Consider the following 22,641-nt stretch of genomic DNA (forward strand, 5'->3'; position numbering starts at 1 on the left):
GCGCCGCGGGTCGGCCGGCTCAGCTCTCCGCGCGTGCGACCGCCCCGGGGACGGCGCAGACCGCTGCGTCGGTGAACCCCTGTGCGGTGATGCCGAGGCCGTGGTTGAACCGGGAGCGCTGGTTCTCCAGCGCCACCAGGTGGGTGAGCTCGACCAGGCCCGCGTCGCCCAGGTCGGTCCGCAGCTCGGCGACCTGCTCGTCCGTCACCGTGAGCGGTGTGGCGGTCAGAGCGTCGGCGTACGCCATCGCCCGCTGCTCCAGCGCGGAGAACAGCGGGGACCGTGCGTAGTCCGGCACCGCCAGCAGCCGCTCGGGGGTGAGCCCGGTGCGCAGGGCCAGCATCGCGCTGAAGTCGAGGCACCACGGGCAGCCGATGACGACCGCCGTGCGGTGGTTGACCAGGTCCGCCAGGCCAGGCGGTAGAGCGGTACGGGTGCGGAGCAGGACGCCGTCGCGGAGCAGGTCGGCCCAGAAGGCACCGCGGTGGTGCGCCGTCAGCACCTGCGGGTCCAGGCGTCGGCCGAACATCCGGCGGGTCACCGCGAGTGCCGCGCGGACGGGCAGTCCGATGCGGGCGGGGGGATCGATGCGGGCCATGGTGTCCTCCTGGCGTGTGGGATCGGTGCGTCAGTCACCCTCCTGACGGGCGGCACGCTGTGGATGTGACGCCCGGCCGGGACGGAGGACCAGGGGACGGGTCCGGTGGATCACCGATGTCGGCTCGACGCGCGGCACGAGAGGCTGGGAGCGTGAAGACGCTCCTCAACATCATCTGGCTGTTCTTCGCCGGTGCCTGGCTCGCCCTCGGGTACGTCGTCGCCGGGATCATCTGCTGCCTGCTCGTCGTCACGATCCCGTTCGGCATCGCCTCGTTCCGGATCGCCGGCTACGTGCTGTGGCCGTTCGGACGCACGGTCGTCGACAAGCCGGGGGCCGGGGCGTGGTCGACGCTCGGCAACGTCATCTGGCTCGTCGTCGCCGGGGTCTGGCTGGCGATCGGGCACGTGCTGACGGCGATACCGCTGTTCGTCTCGATCATCGGCATCCCGATGGGCATCGCGAACCTCAAGCTCATCCCGATCTCGCTGCTGCCGCTGGGCAAGGAGATCATCCCCACCGACCGGCCCTTCGCCGAGTCGGTCCGCTGAGCCTCCTGGGGCGGGGTGTCAGTCGCGCGCGATGTCGGCCACGACCGCACCGGTGAGCCGGACGAGGTCCGCCGGCGCCAGGCCGATGTCGAGGCCGCGCCGGCCGCCCGAGACGTACACGACGTCGAACAGCTCCGCGGTCTCGTCGACCACCGTGGGGTGCACCGTGCGCTGCCCCAACGGGGAGATCCCGCCGACGACGTAGCCCGTCGCCCGCTCCGCGACCGGCCGCTCCGCCATGACCGCCCGCTTCGCCCCGACGGCCTGGGCCAGCGCCTTGAGGTCGAGGAGCCCGGTCACGGGGACGACCGCGACGGTCAGCTCGCCGTCCACGGCGGCCATGAGGGTCTTGAACACCTGCTCCGCCGGCACGCCGATCGCCCGCGCGGCCTCCAGGCCGTAGCCGAGGTCCGACGCCGGGTCGTGCTCGTACGGGTGGACCGTGTGCGGCACGCCGGCCGCCTCCAGGGCGAGCAGCGCCGGCGTCCCCGCCGGACCCTTCTTCTTGACCACGTCGGGACTCTACGACCACCCGTGGGGCGGCTCAGAGCCGTCCGGCCGCCGTGACGACCAGGGCCGGCTCGCCGCGCTCGTCGCTCGCCGCCAGGTCGACGACGGCGTCGATCCGCCAGTCGCGGTCGCCCGCGGGGTCGTCGAGGACCTGGCGGACCTCCCAGCGCTCGCCCGTGGCGCCGGCAGCGGGCCGCTCGGTGATCAGGAGAAGGGCGGGGCCGCGGGCGTCCGGGCCGGTGCCCATCTCCGCGTGCTCGTCGAAGTACGGGTCCAGCGCGTCGGCCCACCGGTCCGCGTCCCAGGCGACACCGTCGCCGTCGACGTCGCCGAGTGCGGCCAGCGCCGCCCAGCGCTCGCGGGCGGCGAGCTCGACGCGGCGGAACAGGGCGTTGCGCACCAGGACGCGGAAGGCGCGGCGGTTCGTGGTCACCCGCGTCGCCGACGTGCCGTCGCCCGCGTCCGCCGCCCGCGACGTCCCGGCGGCGAACGCCTCCGGGTCCCGCAGGCGCTCCCACTCGTCCAGCAGGCTCGAGTCCGTGCCGCGCACGAGCTCACCGAGCCACTCGAGCAGGTCCTCGAGCTGCTCGTCCCGTCGCTCCGGCGGCACCGTCTGGCGCAGCGCCCGGTAGGCGTCCGCGAGGTAGCGCAGCAGGACCCCCTCGGTGCGCTCGAGCCCGTACACGGACACGAACTCCGTGAACGTCATCGCGCGCTCGTGCAGGTCCCGCACGACCGACTTGGGGGAGACCTGGTGGTCCGCGACCCACGGGTTGCTGCGCCGGTAGATCGTGAAGGTCGCCTCGAGGAGCTCGGCGAGGGGCTTGGGGTACGTGACGTCCTCGAGCAGCGCCATGCGCTCCTCGTACTCGTAGCCCTCGGCCTTCATGGCGGCGACGGCCTCGCCGCGGGCCCGGTTCTCCTGCGCGGCGAGCACCTGGCGCGGGTCGTCCAGCGTCGCCTCGACGACGGAGACGACGTCCAGGGCGTACGACGGCGCCTCCCGGTCCAGGACGTCCAGGGCGGCGTAGGCGAAGGGGGACAGCGGCTGGTTGAGGGCGAAGTCGTGCGGCACGTCGACCGTCAGACGCACCGTCCACCCCGCGCCGTCCGGCCGCCGGACGCGCTCGACCACCCCGGCGGTCCGCAGCGACCGGTAGATCCGCACCGCCTGCCGGGCGTGCCGACCGCGCGCGGCCTCGGGCTCGTGGTTGTCGGTGAGCAGGCGGCGCATGGCCGCGACCGGGTCACCGGGCCGGGACAGGACGTTGAGGACCATCGCGTGCGTCACGGCGAAGCTGGACGTGAGGGGCTCGGGCGGGGCGTCGCGCAGCCGCTCGAAGGTCTTGTCCGTCCAGTTGACCGACCCCTCCGGGGCCTTCTTCCGGACGATCTTCCTGAGCTTCTTCGGGTCGTCGCCCGCCTTGGCGAGGAGCTTGCGGTTCTCGACGACGTGGTCCGGCGCCATGACCAGCACCTCGCCGAGCGTGTCGTACCCGGCCCGGCCCGCCCGCCCGGCGATCTGGTGGAACTCCCGCGCGGACAGGTGCCGCATGCGCACGCCGTCGTACTTCACGAGCGACGTCAGGACGACCGTCCGGATCGGGACGTTGATGCCGACGCCCAGGGTGTCCGTGCCGCACACGACCGTGAGCAGGCCCTTCTGGGTCAGGCGCTCCACGACGCGCCGGTACCGCGGCAGCATGCCGGCGTGGTGGACGCCGACGCCGTGCCGCAGGAAGCGGGAGAGGGTCTTGCCGAAGCCGGTGCCGAAGCGGAAGGCGCCCAGCTCCTCCGCGATCGCGTCCCGCTGGGTGCGGGAGGCCACCGTGCTCGACAGGAGCGACTGCGCCCGTTCGACCGCGTCCTTCTGGGTGAAGTGGACGAGGTAGACCGGCGCGCGGCGGGTGTGCACGAGGTCCTCCACCACCTCGTGCAGCGGCTCGACGACGTAGGAGAACGTCAGCGGCACCGGCCGCTCGGCGTTCGTCACCTCGGCGACCGGCACCCCCGTGCGCCGCTCGAGGTCCTCGGCGAAGAAGGCCGTGTCCCCGAGGGTCGCGGACATGAGCAGGAACTGGGTCCGCGGCAGCTCCAGCAGCGGGACCTGCCAGGCCCAGCCCCGCTGCGGGTCGGCGTAGAAGTGGAACTCGTCCATGACGACCTGGCCGACGGCGTCCTCGCCGGGCACGGCGGGGTCGTCCACGTGGCCGGGCGCCTCCGCGACGCCCTCCCCGGTGCGGAGCGCGATGTTCGCCAGGATCTCCGCGGTGCAGCAGATGATCGGTGCGCCCGGGTTCACGCTGCTGTCGCCGGTCATCATCCCGACGTTGCCGGACCCGAACGCCGCGACGAGGTCGAAGAACTTCTCGCTCACCAGGGCCTTGAGCGGTGCCGTGTAGTAGGTGCGACGGCCCTGCGCGAGGGCCACGAAGTGCGCTGCCATCGCCACGAGCGACTTCCCGGACCCCGTGGGCGTGGACAGGATGACGTGCGAGCCGGTGACGAGCTCGAGCAGCGCCTCCTGCTGCGCGGGGTAGAGCTCGAGCCCGCGGTCGGCGGCCCAGCCGACGAACGCCTCGTAGAGCGCGTCGGGGTCCGTGGGGTCGGCAGGGAGCCGGGCGGCGAGGTCGGGCACCGTCGCGGCAGCGGGGTCGCCGGTGACGGCGGTGGAGGAGGTCATCGCGACCATCCTCGCAGGCGCGACCCACACGCCCCTGCCCGGCACGGCCAGAGGTGATCACCGTCCCTTGCGCGCGGGCCGCGGCGGGTGTGGTCTGGTGGTGGAGGTGCACCATGACCGCCACCGCACCGACCTCCCCGTCGTGGGGCCGCCCGCTCGTCGCGGCGCGCCGCCACCTGCGTCACGCCTGGATCGGCGTCGCGCTCGTGCCGGTCGCCTTCGTGGTGGCGATGCTCGTCGGTGACGGCGTGGCGTCGCTGCTCGGGCACGAGAGCGGCTCGGCGGCGGCGCCCTCCCTGGAGGTCTTCCTCCTCGCCGGCCTGCCGGCCACGGTGATCGGGCTGGCGCCCGCGGTGTTCGCCCTCGTCAACGGGCGCCGTGCCGAGCGCGAGGGCGAGCCGAAGGGTCTCGTGCCGACGGTCGTCGGCGCGGTCGTGGCCCTCTACTGGCTCGCCACGCCCGTGCTCACCGGCGTGGCAGGGCTGCTCGGCTGAGGGGGAGGTGGGCGTGGTGGAACGGGTCGTCGGACGGCCGACCGCCCGCCGGCCGGCCCGCCGGGGTGACGCGCCTGCCGCTCAGACGGCTGCGCCCGCCCCGGCGTCGACGACGTCCGGCTGCTCGGCGGGGTGGGCGTCCAGGGCGGCCGCGCAGACGGCGGTCAGTCGCGCCCTCAGCGGGGTCGACCGCTCGGCGAACGCGCGCTGCCGCCGGACGTACTCCGCCTTGCCCTCGGGGGTCTCGATCGCCACGGGGACCTCGCCGAGCCCGCTGACGTCGTAGGGCGACGCCTGCATGTCGAGGTGCCGCACGTCGGACGCGAGGACGAAGGCCTCAAGCAGCACGTCTCCCGGGACGAGGGGCCCCAGCTTGAGGGACCACTTCAGCAGGTCCATCGCCGCATGCAGGCATCCCGGCTGCTCGAGGGCCGGCTGGCTCTCCCGTGTCGGCTGGAGCGCGTTGCGTGGGGCCGCCTCCGGCGTGAAGAACCGGAAGGCGTCGAAGTGCGAGCAGCGCAGTGGGTGCCGCTCGACGACGGCGTCCGTCCCCTCGGCGCCCAGCCGCAGCGGCAGCGCGTGCCGGTGGCGCGCGGGGTCCTGGCGGTAGACCATCGCCCACTCGTGCAGCCCGAGGCAGCCGAGGTGCGCGGGCCGCCCGGAGGTCGCGACCAGGAGGTCGTGCACGTAGCGGACCGTCTCACCCCGGTCGGCGAGGTAGCCGACCAGGTCGAGGCGCACGGCGCCGTCGTCGTCCGTCGTGTACCAGCGCCACGCGCCGTGCGGGGCGGGGCCGTCCGGCCCGGGCGCCAGGCGCGTACCGGCACCGGGGTGCCACCGCCGCAGCGCCGCGGGCCTGAGGGAGTAGTACTCGAACAGGAAGTCCTCGACGGGGTGCTTCTCGCCCCGCGCGCGCCGGTCCCGGTGTCCCGCGGTGAGGGCGTCGGCGCGCTCGGCGTGCTGGCCGGCGAGCCGGCGCCATCGCGGTGCCGCCAGGGTCCGGGCACCGGCGGTCGCGGACGTCACGTCCCGAGGGTACGTCCCTCGCGCACGGGTCCCGCGGCACGATCCGGTGCCCTCACCCGTCCTCCTCGGGTGCGGGTGCCTCCCCCCGGCCGGCGGCGAGGTGCTCGAGGAACCAGTCCCGGGCTGCCGTCGCGGCGGCCTCGAGCGTCCCCGGCTCCTCGAAGAGGTGGGTCGCGCCGGGGACGACGACGAGCCGGGCCGGGCAGCGCAGCATGCGCAGCGCACGTTCGTTGCGGTCGAGGACGACGGGGTCGTCGCCGCCGACGACCAGCAGCGTCGGGGCCCGCACCGAGGTCAGGCGCAGTGCCGCGAGGTCGGGCCGCCCGCCGCGCGAGACGACCGCGGCCACCGAGGCGGCGGGTCCGGCCGCAGCCAGGAGCGCTGCTGCCGCACCCGTGCTCGCGCCGAACAGACCGAGGGGCAGTCCGGCCGTGCCCGGGAGCCCGGCGAGGTGGCGGAGCACGGAGTCGAGGCGCCTGGCGAGGAGCTCGACGTCGAAGACGACCGTGCGGTCGCCGTCCTCGGCCGGGGTGAGCAGGTCGAGCAGGAGCGTCGCGAGACCGGCGTCCGCCAGGACACCGGCGACGTACCGGTTGCGCGGGCTGTGCGGGCTGCTCCCGGAGCCGTGCGCGAACACGACGAGACCCCGCGCGTCCGCCGGGACGTCGAGGTCCCCCATGAGGTCGACGTCACCGGCCGGGACGGTGAGCGTCTCGCGGAGGGGCGGCCGCCGTCGCTCAGGGACCTGCTCGTCCGGACGGGGCACGTCGTCCGGACGGGGCTCGTGGTCGGCTCCGGGCCCCGGGGGACCTTCCCGACCGGGGGCCCGCGCGCGGGCGCCCTCCAGGCAGGCCAGCACCTCCTCGTCGCCGGTCTGCCGGAAGTCGTCGTAGAACTCCCCGATCGCCAGGAAGCCCCGCGGCGCCGACACCGCGACCAGCTCGTCCGCGACGCCGGCCAGGCGACGCTCCCAGCCCGACGGTGCGACGGGCACGGCCAGCACGAGGCGCCGTGCGCCCAGGGCTCGCACGACCTGGCACGCGGCACGGGCCGTCGAGCCCGTCGCCAGTCCGTCGTCCACGACGACGGCGGTGCGGCCCCCCAGGGGCACCCGCGGCCGGTCACCGCGGAACCGGGCGATCCTGCGGTCCAGCTCGGCACGCTCGCGGGTCGCCACCCGCTCGACGTCCTCGGGGGTGAGCCGGGTCGACCCGAGCACCCGGTCGTCCAGGACCGTGACGCCGTCCTCGCCGACGGCGCCCATCGCGAGCTCCGGCTGCCACGGCACCCCCAGCTTGCGCACCACCACCACGTCCAGCGGCGCCCCGAGCGCCTGCGCGACCCGGGCGGCGACCGGGACGCCCCCGCGCGGCAGGCCGAGGACCACGACGTCCTCGCTCCGCAGGTGCTCGAGCCGCGCTGCGAGCCGGCGGCCGGCGTCCTCGCGGTCGGCGAAGGTCGTGCGCCCGGCACGGTCGGTGGACCACATCGTCACCACCTCCGCCTCCACCATGACCCCGTCCGGCGGTCGTCGTCCATCCCCGGGGCCCTGGGCTAGCGTCGCCGCATGCCGCCTCTCGACGACGCCTCGTCCGCCTCGTTGCGCCGCACCCTGCGCCGCCTCCCGGCGCTCGCCGGCGCGCTGCCCCGGCTCGAGCCGCAGTCCCTGCCGGACGACCCGGTCACGGCCTTCCTCCGGTGGCTGCGGGAGGCGCTCGACGCGGGGGTGCCCGAGCCGCACGCCGTGACCGTCTCGACGGCGGACGCGGCGGGTCGCCCGTCCTCCCGCGTCGTCGTCCTCAAGGACGTCGACGACCAGGGGCGGTGGGTGTTCGCGACCGACCTGCGCAGCCAGAAGGCACGGGACCTCGAGGTCAACGCGGCGGTGGCCCTGTCCTTCTACTGGCAGCCGCTGGGCCGGCAGGTCCGTGTCGCGGGCACCGCGGTGCGCCTCGACGCCGACGAGTGCGCCGCGGACTTCCTGGCCCGCTCGCCGGCGTCCCGCGCCGCGGCCTTCGCGACCCGGCCGGGCGAGCCGTTGGCGGGCGTCGACGTCCTCCACGAGGCCATGCGTGCGGCGTCGGCGCGGGTGGAGGCGGAGCCGGACGCCGTGCTGCCGGACTGGGTGCTCTACGCCGTGGTCCCCGAGGAGGTCGAGCTCTGGCAGGGCTCTGGCGACCGTGCGCACCAGAGGGTCGTCTACCGGCGCGACGGCGCGGGGTGGTCCAGACGTCTCGTGTGGCCGTGACGCCCGTAGGGTGACGTGGTGGTCAGCCCCTCACCCGAGTCCGCCGTCGACCGTCCCGCGGTGGAGATCTGGACGGACGGCGCCTGCAAGGGCAACCCGGGTCCGGGCGGGTGGGGCGCGCTGCTGCGGGCCGGCAGCCACGAGCGGGAGCTCTTCGGCGGCGAGCCCGTGACCACGAACAACCGGATGGAGCTGAGCGCGGTCATCCAGGCGCTCGGCGCCCTCAACCGCTCCTGCGCCGTGACGCTCCACGTCGACTCCACCTACGTCATGCACGGCATGACCCGGTGGATGGCCGGGTGGAAGCGCAACGGCTGGCTGACGGGGGAGCGCAAGCCCGTGAAGAACCGAGAGCTGTGGGAGGCGCTGGACCGCGAGGTGGGGCGCCACGACGTGACGTGGGTCTGGGTCAAGGGCCACGCCGGGGACCCGGGGAACGAGCGCGCCGACGCGCTCGCGAACCGCGGCGTGGAGGCGCTCCAGGCGGCAGGGACCCGCGCACCGGTCCGCTGAGCGAGACGTTCCGTCCCGTGCGTTGATACGGCGCGCCCGCTCTGACTCACTGGACCCCGTGAGCGCCGACGTCTACACCCACGGTCACCACAGCAGCGTCGTCCGGTCGCACGCCCGGCGCACCGCGGCGAGCTCGGCGGCCTACCTGCTGCCCCTGCTCGAGCCCGGCCAGCGGCTGCTCGACGTCGGCTGCGGACCGGGCAGCATCACCGTGGACCTGGCGCGGGCCGTCAGCCCCGGCGAGGTCGTCGCCGTCGACGCGGCACCGGCGGCCGTGGAGCTGGCCCGCGAGGCGGCGCTCGAGGCCGACGTCCCGAACCTCACGGTGCAGGTCGCCGACGTGCACGCGCTGCCGTTCCCGGCCGCGAGCTTCGACGTCGTCCACGCCCACCAGGTCCTCCAGCACCTGACCGACCCCGTCGCGGCGCTGCGGGAGATGCGGCGGGTGACGCGCCCGGGCGGCGTGCTCGCCCTGCGCGACGCGGACTACGCAGCGACGACCTGGTTCCCCGCGTCCGCGGGGCTCGACGAGTGGCTCGCGCTCTACCACGAGGTCACGGAGGCGAACCGGACCGAGGCCGACGCCGGCCGCCGGCTGCTGCACTGGGCGCTCGAGGCCGGCTTCCGGCCCGAGCAGCTCACCCCGGGCGCCTCCGCGTGGTGCTTCGCGACCCCGGAGGACCGCGCGTGGTGGGCCGGGACCTGGGCCGAGCGCGTCACGTCGTCGGGCTTCGCGGAGCGCGCGCTCGCGGCCGGGCTGGCCGACGACGTCGCGCTGGAGGCCCTGGCGGAGGCGTGGCGGGAGTGGGGCGAGGCGCCGGACGGCTGGTTCGCCATCCTGCACGGGGAGCTCATCGCCCGGCCCTGACCGCCCTCCGCTCGGCGTCGAGGCGCGCGGCGTCGGTGGAGACCCGGTGCAGCGCCCGCTCCAGCGGCCCCCGGCCCAGCGCGGCGCGCCACGCCGTGGTCGCGACCACCGTGACGACGACGAAGGCCACGAGGTCGCCGTTCTCCGGTCCGAAGACGGCGTCGTCCCCGAGGGCCGCGATGACGACCACGTGGACGACGTACGCCGTGAGCGCGAGGGCGCCCGTCGCGGCGACCGGGACGAGGACCGCCGGGGCGCGCCGGCCGACCGCGAGCAGCAGCGCGAGGACGAGCAGCGACACCCCGAGGTTGCCGACGACCTCGGGCAGCGTGTCGGCGTGCGGCTCGGCGGTGAGCAGCGCGCGCAGGACGGTGGCGCTCTCCGGCAGCACGCGCAGCGCGACCGCGGAGGTGCCGTACCCGGCCACCAGGGCGACCGCCCCGACGACGGCGAGCCGGCGTGACGTCGTCGGCGCGGCGAGGTCCAGGCGGCCCACCGCCAGGCCGACGAGGAGGTACGCGGACCAGACCACGACGGGGTAGTGCTGGCCGACGAGGACGTCGACGGGCTGCGACAGGCCGCTGTCGGCCCCGGGCAGGACCGCCCGTCCGGCGAGCGCCAGCGGCGGCCCGACGACGGCGACCGCCCCCGCCGCGGCGACGAGCCAGGCGGGCGGCACGCGCAGCACCAGGACGAGGAGCGCGAACATCACGGCGTACGCCGGGAGGATCACGGCGACCGGCGTGCCCAGGGCGATGAGCACGACACCGATCGGCACGAGCAGCGCGGCCCGGACCAGGATGCGCACCCGCGCGAAGCGCAGGGCCGCCCCCTCGGCCGGCACGGGCCCCCCGCTCAGGAGCGCGGCCGAGAGCCCGGCGAGCATCGCGAAGGTGGCGGCGGACCGGCCGTCGGCGACCTGGAGCCACCCCGTGCCGGCCCAGAAGTCCGGTCCTGCGGCCCCCACGTGGGCGGCGAACATGCCGAGCACGGCGAGCCCGCGGGTCGCGTCGACGCCGACCAGCCGGGCCCGGGGTGCGCCCTGGTCCTCCCGCCGCACGGTGTCCTGGCTCGTCGGCATGCCCACCGCGGCAGCCTACGACGCGCTCGCCAGCGCCTACGCTGCGGCCATGCGCATCGCCAGGTTCACCACGGGGGACGACCCCCGCTACGCGCTCGTCGAGGGCGAGCCGGGTCAGGAGCAGCTGGTCGTCATCACGGGCGACCCGATCTACACGCCGGTCCAGCCGACCGGGGAGCACGTGCCGCTGGACCGCGACGACGTCCGGCTGCTGGCGCCGGTCATCCCGCGGTCGAAGGTGGTGGGCGTCGGGCGCAACTACGCCGACCACGCCGCGGAGCTCGGCAACGAGGTCCCGTCCAGCCCGCTGCTGTTCCTCAAGCCGAACACGAGCGTCATCGGCCCGGACGACCCGATCGTGCTGCCGCCGTGGAGCGAGGACGTGCACCACGAGGCGGAGCTCGCCGTCGTCATCGGCAAGGTGACCAAGGACGTCTCGCCCGAGCAGGCCCTGACGCGGGTCTTCGGCTACACGGTCGCCAACGACGTCACGGCGCGCGACGTCCAGCGCTCCGACGCGCAGTGGACCCGGGCCAAGGGGTTCGACGGGTCCTGTCCGCTGGGACCGTGGATCGTGCCGGGCCTGGACGTCGACGACCTCGCGGTCCTCTGCCGCGTCAACGGCACGACCACGCAGGACGGCCGCACGCGGGACCTCGTGTTCGACGTCGCCACGCTCGTCTCGTACATCTCCGAGGTGTTCACCCTGCTGCCGGGTGACGTCATCCTCACCGGCACCCCGGCGGGGGTCGGACCGGTCCGGCACGGTGACGTCGTGGAGTGCGAGGTCGAGGACATCGGGGTGCTGCGCAACCCGGTGATCCGTCGCGTCTGACGCCCGCCGACGGCGGCTCGGGGCGGTCCCCGAGGGCTCCGGGGATCGTGCGGCACGGCACTACGCTGGCCGCACCATGTCTGAGACCTCCTCCGCGCACCTCGCGACGCCGTCGTCCCCCTCGTCCTCCGCCACCGGCTCCGCCGTGCGGGTCCGCTTCTGCCCGTCGCCGACGGGCACGCCGCACGTCGGCCTCATCCGGACCGCCCTGTTCAACTGGGCGTACGCCCGCCACACCGGCGGCACGTTCGTCTTCCGGATCGAGGACACGGACGCCGAGCGCGACTCCGAGGAGAGCTACCAGCAGCTGCTGGACGCGCTCCGCTGGCTGGGCCTGGACTGGGACGAGGGCGTCGAGGTCGGGGGACCGCACGAGCCGTACCGGCAGTCCCAGCGCCTGGAGCTCTACGCCGACGTCGCGCGCCGGCTGCTGGAGGCCGGGTACGCGTACGAGTCCTTCTCCACGCCGGAGGAGGTCGAGGCCCGGCACCGCGCGGCGGGCCGCGACCCCAAGCTCGGCTACGACGGGTTCGACCGCGACCTCACGGAGGAGCAGAAGGCGGCGTACCGGGCAGAGGGCCGCGAGCCGGTCCTGCGGATCCGCATGCCCGACGAGGACGTCGTCTTCACCGACCTCGTGCGAGGCGAGCTGACCTTCAAGCCGGGCTCGGTGCCCGACTACGTCATCGTCCGCGGCAACGGCCAGCCCCTCTACACGCTGACCAACCCCGTCGACGACGCGCTCATGGGGATCACCCACGTCCTGCGCGGCGAGGACCTGCTGTCCTCGACCCCGCGGCAGGTGGTGCTGTTCCGCGCGCTGCTCGCGCTCGGCATCGCGTCCGTCGAGCCGGTCTACGGGCACCTGCCCTACGTCATGGGCGAGGCCAACAAGAAGCTCTCCAAGCGGGACCCGGAGTCCAACCTCTTCCTCCACCGCGAGCGGGGCTTCGTGCCGGAGGGGCTGCTCAACTACCTCGCGCTGCTCGGCTGGTCCATCGCGCCGGACCGGGACATCTTCTCGGTCCAGGAGATGGTCGCGGCGTTCGACGTCGCCGACGTCCTGCCCAACCCCGCGCGGTTCGACCTGAAGAAGGCCGAGGCGATCAACGCCGCGCACGTCCGGCTGCTCGAGCCGCAGGACTTCCGCGACCGGCTGGTGCCGTACCTGCACGACGCCGGGCTGCTGTCCGACCGCTCCTGGGACGGGCTGCGCGACGACGAGCGCGCCGTGCTGGACGTCGGCGCGCCCCTGGTGCAGGAGCGCATGACGCTGCTCGGCGAGGCGGTCGGGATGCTCGGCTTCCTCCTGCGCGCCGACGCGGACGTCGTCGTGGAGGACGACGCCCGCGCCGCCCTGCGGGACGACGCCGGCGCCGTTCTCGACGCCGCCGTCGCGGCCCTGGAGCCGCTCGCCGCGGACGCCTTCACGACCGCGGCCGTCCAGGACGCCCTGACGGCCGCCCTGGTGGAGGGCCTGGGCATCAAGCCCCGCTTCGCGTTCACGCCGTTGCGGGTCGCCGTCTCGGGGCGCCGCGTCTCCCCGCCGCTCTTCGAGTCGCTGGAGATCCTCGGCCGGGACTCCACGCTCGCGCGGCTGCGCGCCCTGCGCGCGACGGTGTGACCGGGTCGTCCAGGGGGAGGGGCGGCCCGCCCGCCGACCCTGCGCGCGCCGTGGACGGGGTGCTCCTGGACATCGACGACACCCTGGTCGACACCCGCGGCGCGTTCGCGGTGGCGCTCACCGCCGCCGCGGCCTCCTTCCTGCCGCACCTGCCCCCGGAGCGCCACGCGGAGCTGCTCCAGGTCTGGCGCGCGGACACCGGGGGGCACTACCGCCGGTACACCAGCGGCGAGATCGGGTACCGCGACCAGCGGGTGGCCCGGGCGGCGGAGCTGCAGCGCGTCTTCGGCGGGGCCCCGCTCGACGACGAGGCGTTCGCGCGGTGGGACGACCTGTTCGAGACCGGCTTCGCGGGCGCGTGGACGGCGCACGAGGAGGTGTCCGCCGTGGTGGACGCCCTGCTCGCCCACGGGGTGGCGGTCGGCGCCCTGTCCAACGCGGGGGTCGACTACCAGACGGCGAAGCTGCGTCGCGTCGGCCTGGCCGACCGGCTGGAGGTGCTCGTCGGCGTGGACACGCTGGGGGTGGGCAAGCCCCATCCCTCGGTCTTCCTCGAGGCGTGCCGCCGGCTCGGCACCGACCCGGCCCGCACCGCCTACGTCGGGGACGAGCTCGACGTCGACGCGGTCGCCGCGGTCGGGGCGGGCCTGGTCGGGGTGTGGGTCGACCGGCCCGGCCCCCGGCGCGTGATCGTCCCGCCGGAGGACGTGGCGGCGGCGCGCGCCGCCGGGGTGCACGTCGTGGCGACGCTGGCGGAGCTGCCGGTGGTCCTGGGGCTGGACGGGGCTCAGCGCCCGACGGCGTAGCCCTGCATGCCCCGGGGGTTCGCCGCCCCGCGGAGCAGGCCGTCGGACCCGGTCCCCACCGCGCTGAGGCGCCCGAGCGACCAGGGTCCGGCGACCGTGAGCCGGTGGCCCCGGCGGCGCAGGTCGGCGAGGACCTCCGGTCCCAGGCGGTCCTCGGCGGTGACGCCGAGCGGGTCCAGGTCGCGCGGGTCGAACGAGGACACCAGGTGCGTGGTGTGCCACGTGGGCGCGTCGATCGCCTCCTGGAGCCCCATGCCGTAGACGAGGTGGTTGAGCAGGAGCGGCACCTGCCACTGGTCCTGCTGGTCCCCGCCCGGGGTGCCGCAGGCGATCTCGGGCCGGCCGTCGCGGAGCACCAGCGTGGGGCTCAGCGTGGTCCGCGGCCGCTTGCGCGGCGAGACGGATCCCGGGAACCCCGGCTCGACCCAGAACATCTGGGCCCGCGTCGGCAGAGGCAGGCCGAGAGCGGGGACGACGGGGGAGGACTGGAGCCACGCCCCGCTCGGGGTCGCCGAGACGATGTTCCCCCACCGGTCGACGACGTCGAGGTGGCACGTGTCGCCGCGCGCCGACCCGTCAGGTCGCACGGCGGGGTCGGGGCCGAACGTCGGCTCGCCCACCCCCGCCGCGCGGGTTCGGGGACCGTCCGCCGCCGCGCCGTCGTCTGCGGCAGCGGCGATCGCCCGCTCCACCCGGGCGACGACGGCGTCCGGAAGGCCGCGCGGCGCGTGGCCGCCGGGGGAGCCGGGGCGGTACAGGTCCGAGGCGGTCGCGCCCACCAGCGCGCGGCGCTCGGCCGCGTACCCCGGCGACAGCAGGTCGCCCAGCGGGACGTCGGCGTGGTCGGGGTCGGCGTACCAGTGGTCGCGGTCGGCGTAGGCGAGCTTGGCGGTCTCGACGACGGCGTGGACCAGCTCGGCGCTGCCGGACCGGGTGTCCTCGAGGTCCATCCCCTCGAGCATCCGCAGCTGCTGCAGCAGCACCGGACCCTGGCCCCACGGGCCGGTCTTGGCGATCGTGCGCCCGGCGAACTCGATCGTCGTCGGCCGCTCCTCGCGCACCTGCCAGCCCGCGAGGTCCTCGGGGGTGAGCAGTCCGCGGTGCGGCCGGCCGGAGGAGTCCATGAGCTCCTGCGCGGCGCAGAAGCGGCCGATCTCCTCGGCGACGAAGCCCTCGTAGAACGCGCGGCGCGCACCCTCGATCCCGGCCAGGCGGTCCGGCCCGGCGGCCCGCGCCTCCGCGACGATCCGCTCCATCGTGGCCGCGAGTCCCGGCAGGCGGAACCGGCTGCCGGGCGCCGGGACCTCGCCGCCCGAGAGGTAGGTCGCGGCGGAGCTGGGCCAGTGCTCGCGGAAGTGGTCCGCGACGCGGGCGATGGTGGCGGACGCCTGGTCCAGGAGCGGGAAGCCGTCGCGCGCGTAGCCGATCGCGAAGGCCATGACGTCGGCGACGTGCCACGTGCCGTAGCGGGCGAGCAGGTCCATCCACGTGCCGAACGCCCCCGGGACGACGGCGGCGAGCAGGCTCGTGCCCGGCACGTGGTCCAGCCCGAGCCCGGCGAACGCCTCCGGCGTCGCGGCGGCCGGCGCGCTGCCCTGGCCGCACAGCACGAAGGGCTCGCCCGAGCCGCCGGTCGCTGCGATGAGGGGCAGGTCGCCCGCGAACCCGTTGAGGTGCGGCTCGACCACGTGCAGCACCAGGCCGGCCGCCACCGCGGCGTCGAAGGCGTTGCCGCCGCGCTCGAGGACGGCCATCCCCGTCCCGGAGGCGAGCCAGTGGGTCGAGGCCACCATCCCGGTGGTGCCGGTGAGCTCGGGCCGCGTGGTGAAGCGCTGCGTCGTCACGTCCGCATGCTCGCACGGGCCGGCGGCCGGCACCGGCGGACGGGTTCGGCCGGCCCGGGCGGTTTGGACCGGTGGTCGTTCTCGGGTAATGTTCCCCGGCGGTACGACGACCGGTTCGGATGCTCCTCCGGGGCCTCAGGACGCTGTCGTCATACCCCATGGGGTATGGTGTAATTGGCAGCACGAGTGATTCTGGTTCACTTAGTCTAGGTTCGAGTCCTGGTACCCCAGCGCTTCGCTGACCTGCGGTTTCTCCTCCTCGGAGGGGTGGTCGAGGGCCCGGCGGAGATGGTGTAAGGTACTCACCGGATCGAAGCCCGAGAGGGCGGAGATCCAGCCCAGGCCCCCATCGTCTAGTGGCCTAGGACGCCGCCCTCTCACGGCGGTAACAGGGGTTCGAATCCCCTTGGGGGTACGTCTCACGAAGGCTCGGTCGCCCAGCGACCGGGCCTTCGTGCTGTCCCGTCCGGCCGCCGTCGCGGTCGAGATCGTCGCGGGCAGCGCGGCTCCGGCTGCTCGCACGCCGGCCGCTCGCGTGCGGGCCGCTCGCACGCCGAGGGGGCCGCCGCGGAGTGCGGCGGCCCCCTCGGGAGCGGATGTCGGCGTCGTCGGCGACGGGGGTGGGGTCACCCCGGTGGTCACTCCGACGTGCGGCGCAGGACCTCCGTGAGCCGGTTGGCCGCGGCGACCACCGCCGCGGCGTGGAGGCGGCCCGGCTGGCGGCCGAGGCGCTCGACGGGACCGGAGATCGACACTGCCGCGACGACCCGGCCCGACGGTCCGCGGACCGGCGCCGAGACCGAGGCGACCCCGGCCTCCCGCTCGGAGACGGACTGGGCCCAGCCACGACGCCGCACGCCGGAGAGGATCGTGGCGGTGAACTTCGCCCCCTGCAGGCCGCGGTGCAGGCGGTCGGGCTCCTCCCAGGCCAGGAGGATCTGGGCCGCGGAGCCGGCGTGCATCGTGAGGGTCGCACCGACCGGGATCGAGTCGCGCAGGCCCATCGGCCGCTCGGCCGCGGCGACGCAGATGCGCTGGTCGCCCTGCCGCCGGTAGAGCTGCGCGCTCTCGCCGCAGTGGTCGCGCAGGGCCGTGAGCACGGGGTTCGCGGCGGCGAGGAGGCGGTCCTCGCCGGCGGCGGTGGCGAGCTCGGACAGGCGAGGTCCGAGCACGAAGCGGCCCTGCATGTCACGAGCCACGAGGCGGTGGTGCTCGAGGGCGACGGCCAGGCGGTGGGCGGTCGGCCGGGCGAGGTGGGTGGCGGCGACGAGCTGGGCGAGGGTCGCGGGTCCTGCCTCGAGGGCACTCAGGACCGATGCGGCCTTGTCCAGGACGCCGACTCCGCTAGAGTTGTCCATAGGTCGATATTGGCGTCTCACGCGGTGAGACGCAAGTCCCTCGGCCCCACCGGTTTCCCGGACCACCCCACCGGGCACGGACCGGACTCGGACACGGAGAGGAAGCATCACATGGGTCGCACGCTGGCTGAGAAGGTCTGGGAGGCGCACATCGTGCGTCGCGGCACGGACGGCGCACCCGACCTCCTCTACATCGACCTGCACCTCGTGCACGAGGTCACCAGCCCCCAGGCGTTCGAGGGGCTGCGGCTCGCGGGGCGCCCGGTGCGCCGCCCGGACCTCACCATCGCGACGGAGGACCACAACACCCCGACGCTGGACATCGACCTGCCGATCGCGGACCGGACCAGCCGCACGCAGATCGAGACGCTCCGCAGCAACGCCCGTGAGTTCGGCGTGCGCCTGCACTCCCTCGGCGACGCCGACCAGGGGATCGTGCACCAGGTCGGCCCGCAGCTCGGCCTGACGATGCCCGGCCTGACCGTCGTCTGCGGCGACTCGCACACGTCCACCCACGGCGCCTTCGGCGCGCTCGCCTTCGGCATCGGCACGAGCGAGGTCGAGCACGTCCTGGCGACGCAGACCCTGCCGCTCGCCCCCTTCAAGACCATGGCGATCACGGTCGACGGCACGCTGCCCAAGGGCACGACGTCGAAGGACATCATCCTGGCGATCATCGCCAAGATCGGGACCGGCGGGGGCCAGGGCTACGTCCTGGAGTACCGCGGCGAGGCCATCCGTGCGCTGTCCATGGAGGCGCGCATGACGATCTGCAACATGTCGATCGAGGCGGGCGCCCGCGCCGGGATGATCGCGCCGGACGAGACCACGTTCGAGTACCTCAAGGGCCGCCCGCACGCGCCCGAGGGGGCGGACTGGGACGCCGCGGTCGACTACTGGCGCACCCTGGCCACCGACGACGACGCCGTCTTCGACGCCGAGGTGGTCCTCGAGGCCTCGGACCTGGAGCCCTTCGTCACGTGGGGCACCAACCCGGGCCAGGGCCTGCCGCTGTCGGCGTCCGTGCCGGACCCCCGGGAGATCGCGGACGAGAACGAGCGCGTGGCCGCCGAGCGCGCCCTGGAGTACATGGGGCTCACCCCCGGGACGCCGCTGCGCGACATCCCGGTCGACACGGTGTTCATCGGCTCGTGCACCAACGGGCGCATCGAGGACCTGCGGTCCGTCGCCAAGCTGCTCAAGGGCCGGACCAAGGCGGACGGCGTCCGCGTCCTGGTCGTGCCGTCGTCGGCGCGGGTGCGGCTCCAGGCCGAGGCGGAGGGGCTGGACCGGATCTTCCTGGACTTCGGTGCCGAGTGGCGCAACGCCGGCTGCTCGATGTGCCTGGGCATGAACCCCGACCAGCTCCAGCCGGGCGAGCGCGCCGCCTCCACCTCCAACCGCAACTTCGAGGGGCGGCAGGGCAAGGGCGGGCGCACCCACCTGGTCTCGCCGCTCGTCGCCGCCGCGACCGCGATCCGGGGGACGCTGTCCTCGGTCGCGGACCTGGGCGCCGACGTCGTCGCCCCTGACGGCAGCCCGCTGACCGCGGCCGAGAGCGGCCTCCTGTCGGCCTGACGGCGACAGCACACCGACGCCCGGCCCCGCGGCCGGGCCCGCAACCCGGCCGTCCGCCGCCCGGCGGACCGGCCTCGACGGAAGCGTGAGGACGATGGAGAAGTTCACCCAGCACACCGGCGTCGGTGTCCCGCTGCGGCGCAGCAACGTGGACACGGACCAGATCATCCCGGCCGTGTACCTGAAGCGGGTCACCCGGACCGGCTTCGAGGACGCGCTGTTCGCGGCGTGGCGGGGTGACCCGTCCTTCGTCCTCAACCAGGACGCGTACCGCGCCGGGTCGGTCCTGGTCGCGGGCCCCGACTTCGGGACGGGCTCCTCCCGCGAGCACGCCGTGTGGGCGCTCAAGGACTACGGCTTCCGTGCCGTGCTGTCGCCGCGGTTCGCCGACATCTTCCGCGGCAACAGCGGCAAGCAGGGCCTCCTGGCCGCACAGGTGTCCCAGGAGGACGTCGAGCTGCTCTGGAAGGTCATCGAGGCCAACCCCGGCACCGAGGTGACGGTCGACCTCGTGGCGAAGCAGGCGCGCTGCGCGGACGTCACCGTCCCGATCCACGTGGACGACTACACGCGGTGGCGCCTCATGGAAGGCCTGGACGACATCGGGCTGACCCTCCAGCACGAGCCCGACATCACCGCCTTCGAGGCGGAGCGCGCGAGCTGGCGCCCGCGGACGCTCCCGGCCAAGCACCTCCCGCCGGTCGAGATCGTCGCGGCGCGCCCGGTCGCGGCCCCTCGCCACGCCGACGACGCCCTGGCCTGAGCGCACCCGACGACGGCCGTCCGCACCGCGCGGGCGGCCGTCGTCGTGCGTCCGGGGCCGACCGTCGCGAGCGTCACGACCTCCCGAGGTGACGGGTCGGCCCCGGGTGGGGGAGCATGACCCCCATGGACGACGTGCTCTACGTGAACGGCGGGAACCCCCTCAACGGTGAGATCACCGTTCGCGGAGCCAAGAACTTCGTGTCGAAGGCCATGGTGGCCGCGCTCCTCGGCGAGGGGCCCTCGGTGCTGCGCAACGTGCCGCAGATCCGCGACGTGGGGGTGGTGACCGGGCTGCTCGAGCTCCACGGCGTCGAGGTCGACAACGACGCCGACGGCGGCGTCCTCACCCTGGACCCCAGCAAGGTCGAGTCCGCCCACGTGGCCGACATCGACGCGCACGCCGGCTCCAGCCGGATCCCGATCCTCTTCTGCGGCCCGCTGCTGCACCGCCTCGGCGAGGCCTTCATCCCGGACCTGGGCGGCTGCCGGATCGGCGACCGGCCGATCAACTACCACCTGGACATCCTGCGGCAGTTCGGCGCCGAGGTGGACAAGCGGGCGCAGGGCATCCACATCCGCGCGCCGCACGGCCTGCACGGCACGAAGATCGAGCTGCCGTACCCGTCCGTCGGGGCGACGGAGCAGCTGCTGCTCACGGCCGTCCGCGCGGACGGGCTCACCGAGCTGAGCAACGCCGCGATCGAGCCCGAGATCATGGACCTGATCAACGTCCTCCAGAAGATGGGCGCGATCATCTCGGTCGACACGGACCGGGTCATCCGGATCGAGGGCGTCCCGCGGCTCGGCGGCTACCGGCACACGGCGCTCTCGGACCGGATCGAGGCGGCGTCCTGGGCGTCGGCGGCGCTCGCCACGCGGGGCGACGTCTACGTCCGCGGCGCGACGCAGCCCGAGATGACGGCGTTCCTCAACACGTTCCGCAAGGTCGGGGGCGAGTTCGACGTCGACGACGACGGCATCCGGTTCTGGCACCCGGGCGGCGACCTGTCGTCCATCGTGCTCGAGACGGACGTGCACCCCGGCTTCATGACGGACTGGCAGCAGCCGCTCGTCGTGGCCCTGACGCAGGCCAACGGGCTGTCCATCGTCCACGAGACGGTCTACGAGAACCGCTTCGGCTTCACCGACGCGCTGCGCGGCATGGGCGCGACCATCCAGGTGTACCGCGAGTGCCTCGGCGGTCACCCGTGCCGCTTCGGGCAGCGGAACTTCTACCACTCCGCCGTCATCTCCGGCCCGACCCCGCTCGCGGCCGCGGACATCGAGGTGCCGGACCTGCGCGGCGGGTTCAGCCACCTCATCGCGGCGCTCGCGGCGAAGGGCACGTCGTCGGTCCGCGGCATCCAGCTCATCGACCGCGGGTACGAGCACTTCCTGGACAAGCTGACGTCGCTGGGCGCGGAGTTCTCGCACGGCTGACCGCCGGTAGCATCGCCTGCCGTGCCCGCACCGCAGCGCTCGAACCCCGCGTACCGCGCCATCGCCCGCCTCGTGCGGCCCGTCATGATGCTCGTGACGCGGCGGGACTGGCACGGGGCGGAGCACCTGCCGCGCGACGGCGGCTTCATCGCGGTCGCGAACCACATGACCAACGTCGACCCGCTGACGTTCGCGCACTTCCTCTACGACAACGGCGTCGCACCGAAGGTCCTGGCGAAGTCGTCGCTCTTCGCTGTGCCGGTCCTCGGCCGCCTGCTGCGTGCCAGCGGACAGATCCCGGTCTTCCGCAACTCCGCGCGTGCGGGGGAGTCCCTGGTCGCGGCGGAGGCGGCGCTCGCCGACGGCGAGTGCGTCGCCGTCTTCCCCGAGGGCACCTTCACCGGTGACCCGGACCTGTGGCCGATGCTGGCCAAGACGGGCGTCGCGCGGCTCGCGCTGACGACCCGCGCCCCGGTCGTCCCCATCGCGCAGTGGGGACCGCAGGACCTCCTCGGCCGGTACGGCAAGGTGCCCCGGCTCGTCCCGCCCAAGCGGATCACCGTCGTCGCCGGACCGCCGGTGGACCTCACGGACCTCTACGGCCGGCCGCTGGATGCCGTGACCCTGCGCACGGCGACGGACCGGATCATGGGCGCCGTCACGCGGCAGCTGGCGGCCATCCGGGGCGAGGAGCCGCCCGCGACGCCCTGGGACCCCCGCCGGGCGGGCCGGGCGTGAGCGCCCTGCCGCTGCGCGCCGCCGTCCTCGGGACCGGCAGCTGGGGCACGACGTTCGCCGCCGTCCTCGCGGACGCCGGGTGCGACGTCACGCTCTGGGGCCGCAGCGAGGAGGTCTGCCGCGCGGTCCGCGAGGAGCACCGCAACGAGGCCTACCTACCGGGCGTCGAGCTGCCCGCACGGGTCACGGCCACGACCGACGGCGCGGCCGCACTGCGGGGCGCCCGGGTCGTCGCGGTCGCCGTCCCCGCGCAGAGCGCCCGGATGATCCTCGCGCCGCTGCGCGAGCACCTCGAGCCGGACGCCGTCGTCGTCTCGCTGATGAAGGGCGTGGAGCTGAGCTCGGACCGACGGATGAGCGAGGTGCTCCAGGAGGTCCTCGGCGTGCCGGCCGCCCGCGTGGCGGTCGTCTCGGGGCCGAACCTCGCCCGGGAGATCGCCGAGCGCCACCCGACGGCCACGGTCGTCGCCTCGAGCGACCCCGACACGGCGCGGCTCGTCGCCGCCGCCTGCGCCTCCCCGTCGTTCCGGCCGTACACGAACGCCGACGTCGTCGGGGTGGAGCTGTGCGGTGCGGTGAAGAACGTCATCGCGCTGGCCGTCGGCATCGCGCAGGGCCAGGGCTACGGGCACAACACCACCGCGACGATCATCACCCGGGGGCTCGTCGAGATCACGCGGCTCGGCCTCGCGCTGGGGGCGGAGGCCGAGACCTTCGCCGGCCTCGCGGGCATGGGCGACCTCGTCGCCACCTGTGCCTCGCCGCTGTCCCGGAACCACAGCCTCGGCGTGCAGATCGGCCGCGGGCTGACCCTCGACCGGGCCCTCGCCGCCACACGCGGCACCGCGGAGGGCGTGAAGTCCTCCACGTCCGTCCTCGAGCTGGCCCGCACGGTCGGCGTCGACATGCCCATCACGGAGGCGGTCGTCGAGGTGCTCGCGGGACGCCTCCCGGTGGAGGAGATGGCGGCGGCCCTGCTGGCCCGGCCGCACCGCGCCGAGGGCGTCGAGGGCGCCCACGAGCCCCTGCCGCGCCCCCTGGCCGAGCCCGCCGTCTGACGGACCGGCGCGAGCGGGACGGG

21 protein-coding genes and 2 tRNA genes are annotated in these 22,641 nt (G+C 74.7%); 15 read left to right on the forward strand and 8 right to left on the reverse strand.

Translation table 11 applies throughout. The features are described 5' to 3' along the window. Window positions 1-19 precede the first annotated feature (19 nt). Window positions 20-598, reverse strand: a complete 579-nt coding sequence (locus tag N866_RS01815; RefSeq protein ID WP_034221808.1) for a carboxymuconolactone decarboxylase family protein — start codon at window positions 596-598, stop codon at window positions 20-22. A gap of 152 nt (window positions 599-750) precedes the next feature. Here N866_RS01815 and N866_RS01820 point away from each other — a divergent pair, with 152 nt between their 5' ends. After that, window positions 751-1,149, forward strand: coding sequence for a YccF domain-containing protein (locus N866_RS01820; RefSeq protein WP_034221810.1), 399 nt, complete (start codon window positions 751-753; stop codon window positions 1,147-1,149). A gap of 18 nt (window positions 1,150-1,167) precedes the next feature. On the opposite strand, the gene ybaK is transcribed toward N866_RS01820, so the two are convergent. Beyond that, window positions 1,168-1,662, reverse strand: a complete 495-nt coding sequence (ybaK, locus tag N866_RS01825; RefSeq protein WP_034221813.1) for a Cys-tRNA(Pro) deacylase — start codon at window positions 1,660-1,662, stop codon at window positions 1,168-1,170. Window positions 1,663-1,693: 31 nt separating this feature from the next. Further along, complete coding sequence (locus tag N866_RS01830; RefSeq protein ID WP_081802239.1) at window positions 1,694-4,342, reverse strand: DEAD/DEAH box helicase; 2,649 nt, start codon at window positions 4,340-4,342, stop codon at window positions 1,694-1,696. Window positions 4,343-4,455: 113 nt separating this feature from the next. Here N866_RS01830 and N866_RS01835 point away from each other — a divergent pair, with 113 nt between their 5' ends. Next, window positions 4,456-4,836, forward strand: a complete 381-nt coding sequence (locus N866_RS01835; protein WP_034221815.1) for a hypothetical protein — start codon at window positions 4,456-4,458, stop codon at window positions 4,834-4,836. An 81-nt stretch (window positions 4,837-4,917) separates the two neighbouring features. Here N866_RS01835 and N866_RS01840 read toward each other — a convergent pair whose 3' ends face one another. Both N866_RS01840 and N866_RS01845 read right to left on the reverse strand, forming a co-directional pair. Further along, window positions 4,918-5,862, reverse strand: a complete 945-nt coding sequence (locus N866_RS01840; RefSeq protein ID WP_052022249.1) for a hypothetical protein — start codon at window positions 5,860-5,862, stop codon at window positions 4,918-4,920. A gap of 52 nt (window positions 5,863-5,914) precedes the next feature. Further along, window positions 5,915-7,375, reverse strand: a complete 1,461-nt coding sequence (locus N866_RS01845; RefSeq protein ID WP_245612331.1) for a phosphoribosyltransferase — start codon at window positions 7,373-7,375, stop codon at window positions 5,915-5,917. Window positions 7,376-7,429: 54 nt separating this feature from the next. Here N866_RS01845 and N866_RS01850 point away from each other — a divergent pair, with 54 nt between their 5' ends. The 3 genes from N866_RS01850 to N866_RS01860 are packed head-to-tail and all read left to right on the forward strand — an operon-like array spanning window position 7,430 to window position 9,491. Further along, on the forward strand, window positions 7,430-8,110 hold the full coding sequence (locus tag N866_RS01850; protein ID WP_034221817.1) for a pyridoxine/pyridoxamine 5'-phosphate oxidase: 681 nt from the start codon (window positions 7,430-7,432) through the stop codon (window positions 8,108-8,110). A gap of 18 nt (window positions 8,111-8,128) precedes the next feature. Beyond that, window positions 8,129-8,623, forward strand: a complete 495-nt coding sequence (rnhA, locus tag N866_RS01855; protein ID WP_034221856.1) for a ribonuclease HI — start codon at window positions 8,129-8,131, stop codon at window positions 8,621-8,623. 49 nt (window positions 8,624-8,672) lie between these two features. Next, window positions 8,673-9,491: a methyltransferase domain-containing protein gene (locus tag N866_RS01860; protein ID WP_034221859.1), complete on the forward strand. Its 819-nt coding sequence runs from the start codon at window positions 8,673-8,675 to the stop codon at window positions 9,489-9,491. On the opposite strand, the gene N866_RS01865 is transcribed toward N866_RS01860, so the two are convergent. Further along, window positions 9,475-10,572, reverse strand: a complete 1,098-nt coding sequence (locus N866_RS01865; RefSeq protein WP_052022250.1) for a heparan-alpha-glucosaminide N-acetyltransferase domain-containing protein — start codon at window positions 10,570-10,572, stop codon at window positions 9,475-9,477. The genes N866_RS01860 and N866_RS01865 overlap by 17 nt on opposite strands. 49 nt (window positions 10,573-10,621) lie before the next feature. On the opposite strand from N866_RS01865, the gene N866_RS01870 reads away from it, so the two are divergent. From N866_RS01870 to N866_RS01880, 3 genes are all read left to right on the forward strand, one after another. After that, window positions 10,622-11,407 carry a fumarylacetoacetate hydrolase family protein gene (locus tag N866_RS01870; RefSeq protein ID WP_034221864.1) on the forward strand — a complete coding sequence of 262 codons (786 nt, stop codon included), beginning with the start codon at window positions 10,622-10,624 and terminating at the stop codon, window positions 11,405-11,407. A 76-nt stretch (window positions 11,408-11,483) separates the two neighbouring features. Continuing rightward, window positions 11,484-13,031, forward strand: coding sequence for a glutamate--tRNA ligase (gene gltX, locus N866_RS01875; RefSeq protein ID WP_052022251.1), 1,548 nt, complete (start codon window positions 11,484-11,486; stop codon window positions 13,029-13,031). 50 nt (window positions 13,032-13,081) lie between these two features. Next, window positions 13,082-13,837, forward strand: a complete 756-nt coding sequence (locus N866_RS01880; protein ID WP_034221819.1) for an HAD family hydrolase — start codon at window positions 13,082-13,084, stop codon at window positions 13,835-13,837. Here the strand turns inward: N866_RS01880 and N866_RS01885 are convergent. Then, the gene (locus N866_RS01885; protein ID WP_034221870.1) at window positions 13,819-15,681 is read right to left on the reverse strand and encodes a gamma-glutamyltransferase family protein; all 1,863 of its coding nucleotides are present in this window, start codon (window positions 15,679-15,681) and stop codon (window positions 13,819-13,821) included. The two genes, N866_RS01880 and N866_RS01885, sit on opposite strands and share 19 nt — an antisense overlap. Window positions 15,682-15,840: 159 nt before the next feature. Here N866_RS01885 and N866_RS01890 point away from each other — a divergent pair. Next, window positions 15,841-15,912, forward strand: a tRNA-Gln gene (locus N866_RS01890). Between the two features lie 111 nt (window positions 15,913-16,023). Continuing rightward, window positions 16,024-16,096 (forward strand) — tRNA-Glu (locus tag N866_RS01895). Window positions 16,097-16,319: 223 nt separating this feature from the next. On the opposite strand, the gene N866_RS01900 is transcribed toward N866_RS01895, so the two are convergent. Beyond that, a complete protein-coding gene (locus tag N866_RS01900; protein WP_034221820.1) occupies window positions 16,320-17,039 on the reverse strand; it encodes an IclR family transcriptional regulator in 720 nt (239 codons plus the stop codon). Window positions 17,040-17,150: 111 nt separating this feature from the next. On the opposite strand from N866_RS01900, the gene leuC reads away from it, so the two are divergent. The 5 genes from leuC to N866_RS01925 all read left to right on the forward strand — a co-directional run bounded on the left by leuC (window position 17,151) and on the right by N866_RS01925 (window position 22,618). Continuing rightward, window positions 17,151-18,617, forward strand: a complete 1,467-nt coding sequence (gene leuC, locus N866_RS01905; RefSeq protein ID WP_034221823.1) for a 3-isopropylmalate dehydratase large subunit — start codon at window positions 17,151-17,153, stop codon at window positions 18,615-18,617. Window positions 18,618-18,711: 94 nt separating this feature from the next. After that, on the forward strand, window positions 18,712-19,380 hold the full coding sequence (gene leuD, locus N866_RS01910) for a 3-isopropylmalate dehydratase small subunit (RefSeq protein WP_034221824.1): 669 nt from the start codon (window positions 18,712-18,714) through the stop codon (window positions 19,378-19,380). A gap of 125 nt (window positions 19,381-19,505) precedes the next feature. Beyond that, window positions 19,506-20,822 carry a UDP-N-acetylglucosamine 1-carboxyvinyltransferase gene (gene murA, locus N866_RS01915; protein ID WP_034221827.1) on the forward strand — a complete coding sequence of 439 codons (1,317 nt, stop codon included), beginning with the start codon at window positions 19,506-19,508 and terminating at the stop codon, window positions 20,820-20,822. A gap of 21 nt (window positions 20,823-20,843) precedes the next feature. Next, complete coding sequence (locus N866_RS01920) at window positions 20,844-21,560, forward strand: lysophospholipid acyltransferase family protein (RefSeq protein ID WP_034221829.1); 717 nt, start codon at window positions 20,844-20,846, stop codon at window positions 21,558-21,560. Further along, window positions 21,557-22,618: an NAD(P)H-dependent glycerol-3-phosphate dehydrogenase gene (locus N866_RS01925; RefSeq protein ID WP_245612332.1), complete on the forward strand. Its 1,062-nt coding sequence runs from the start codon at window positions 21,557-21,559 to the stop codon at window positions 22,616-22,618. The genes N866_RS01920 and N866_RS01925 overlap by 4 nt, the downstream gene beginning before the upstream one ends. Window positions 22,619-22,641: the final 23 nt, after the last annotated feature.

The organism is Actinotalea ferrariae CF5-4, assembly GCF_000603945.1.
Classification (GTDB): Bacteria; Actinomycetota; Actinomycetes; order Actinomycetales; family Cellulomonadaceae; genus Actinotalea; species Actinotalea ferrariae.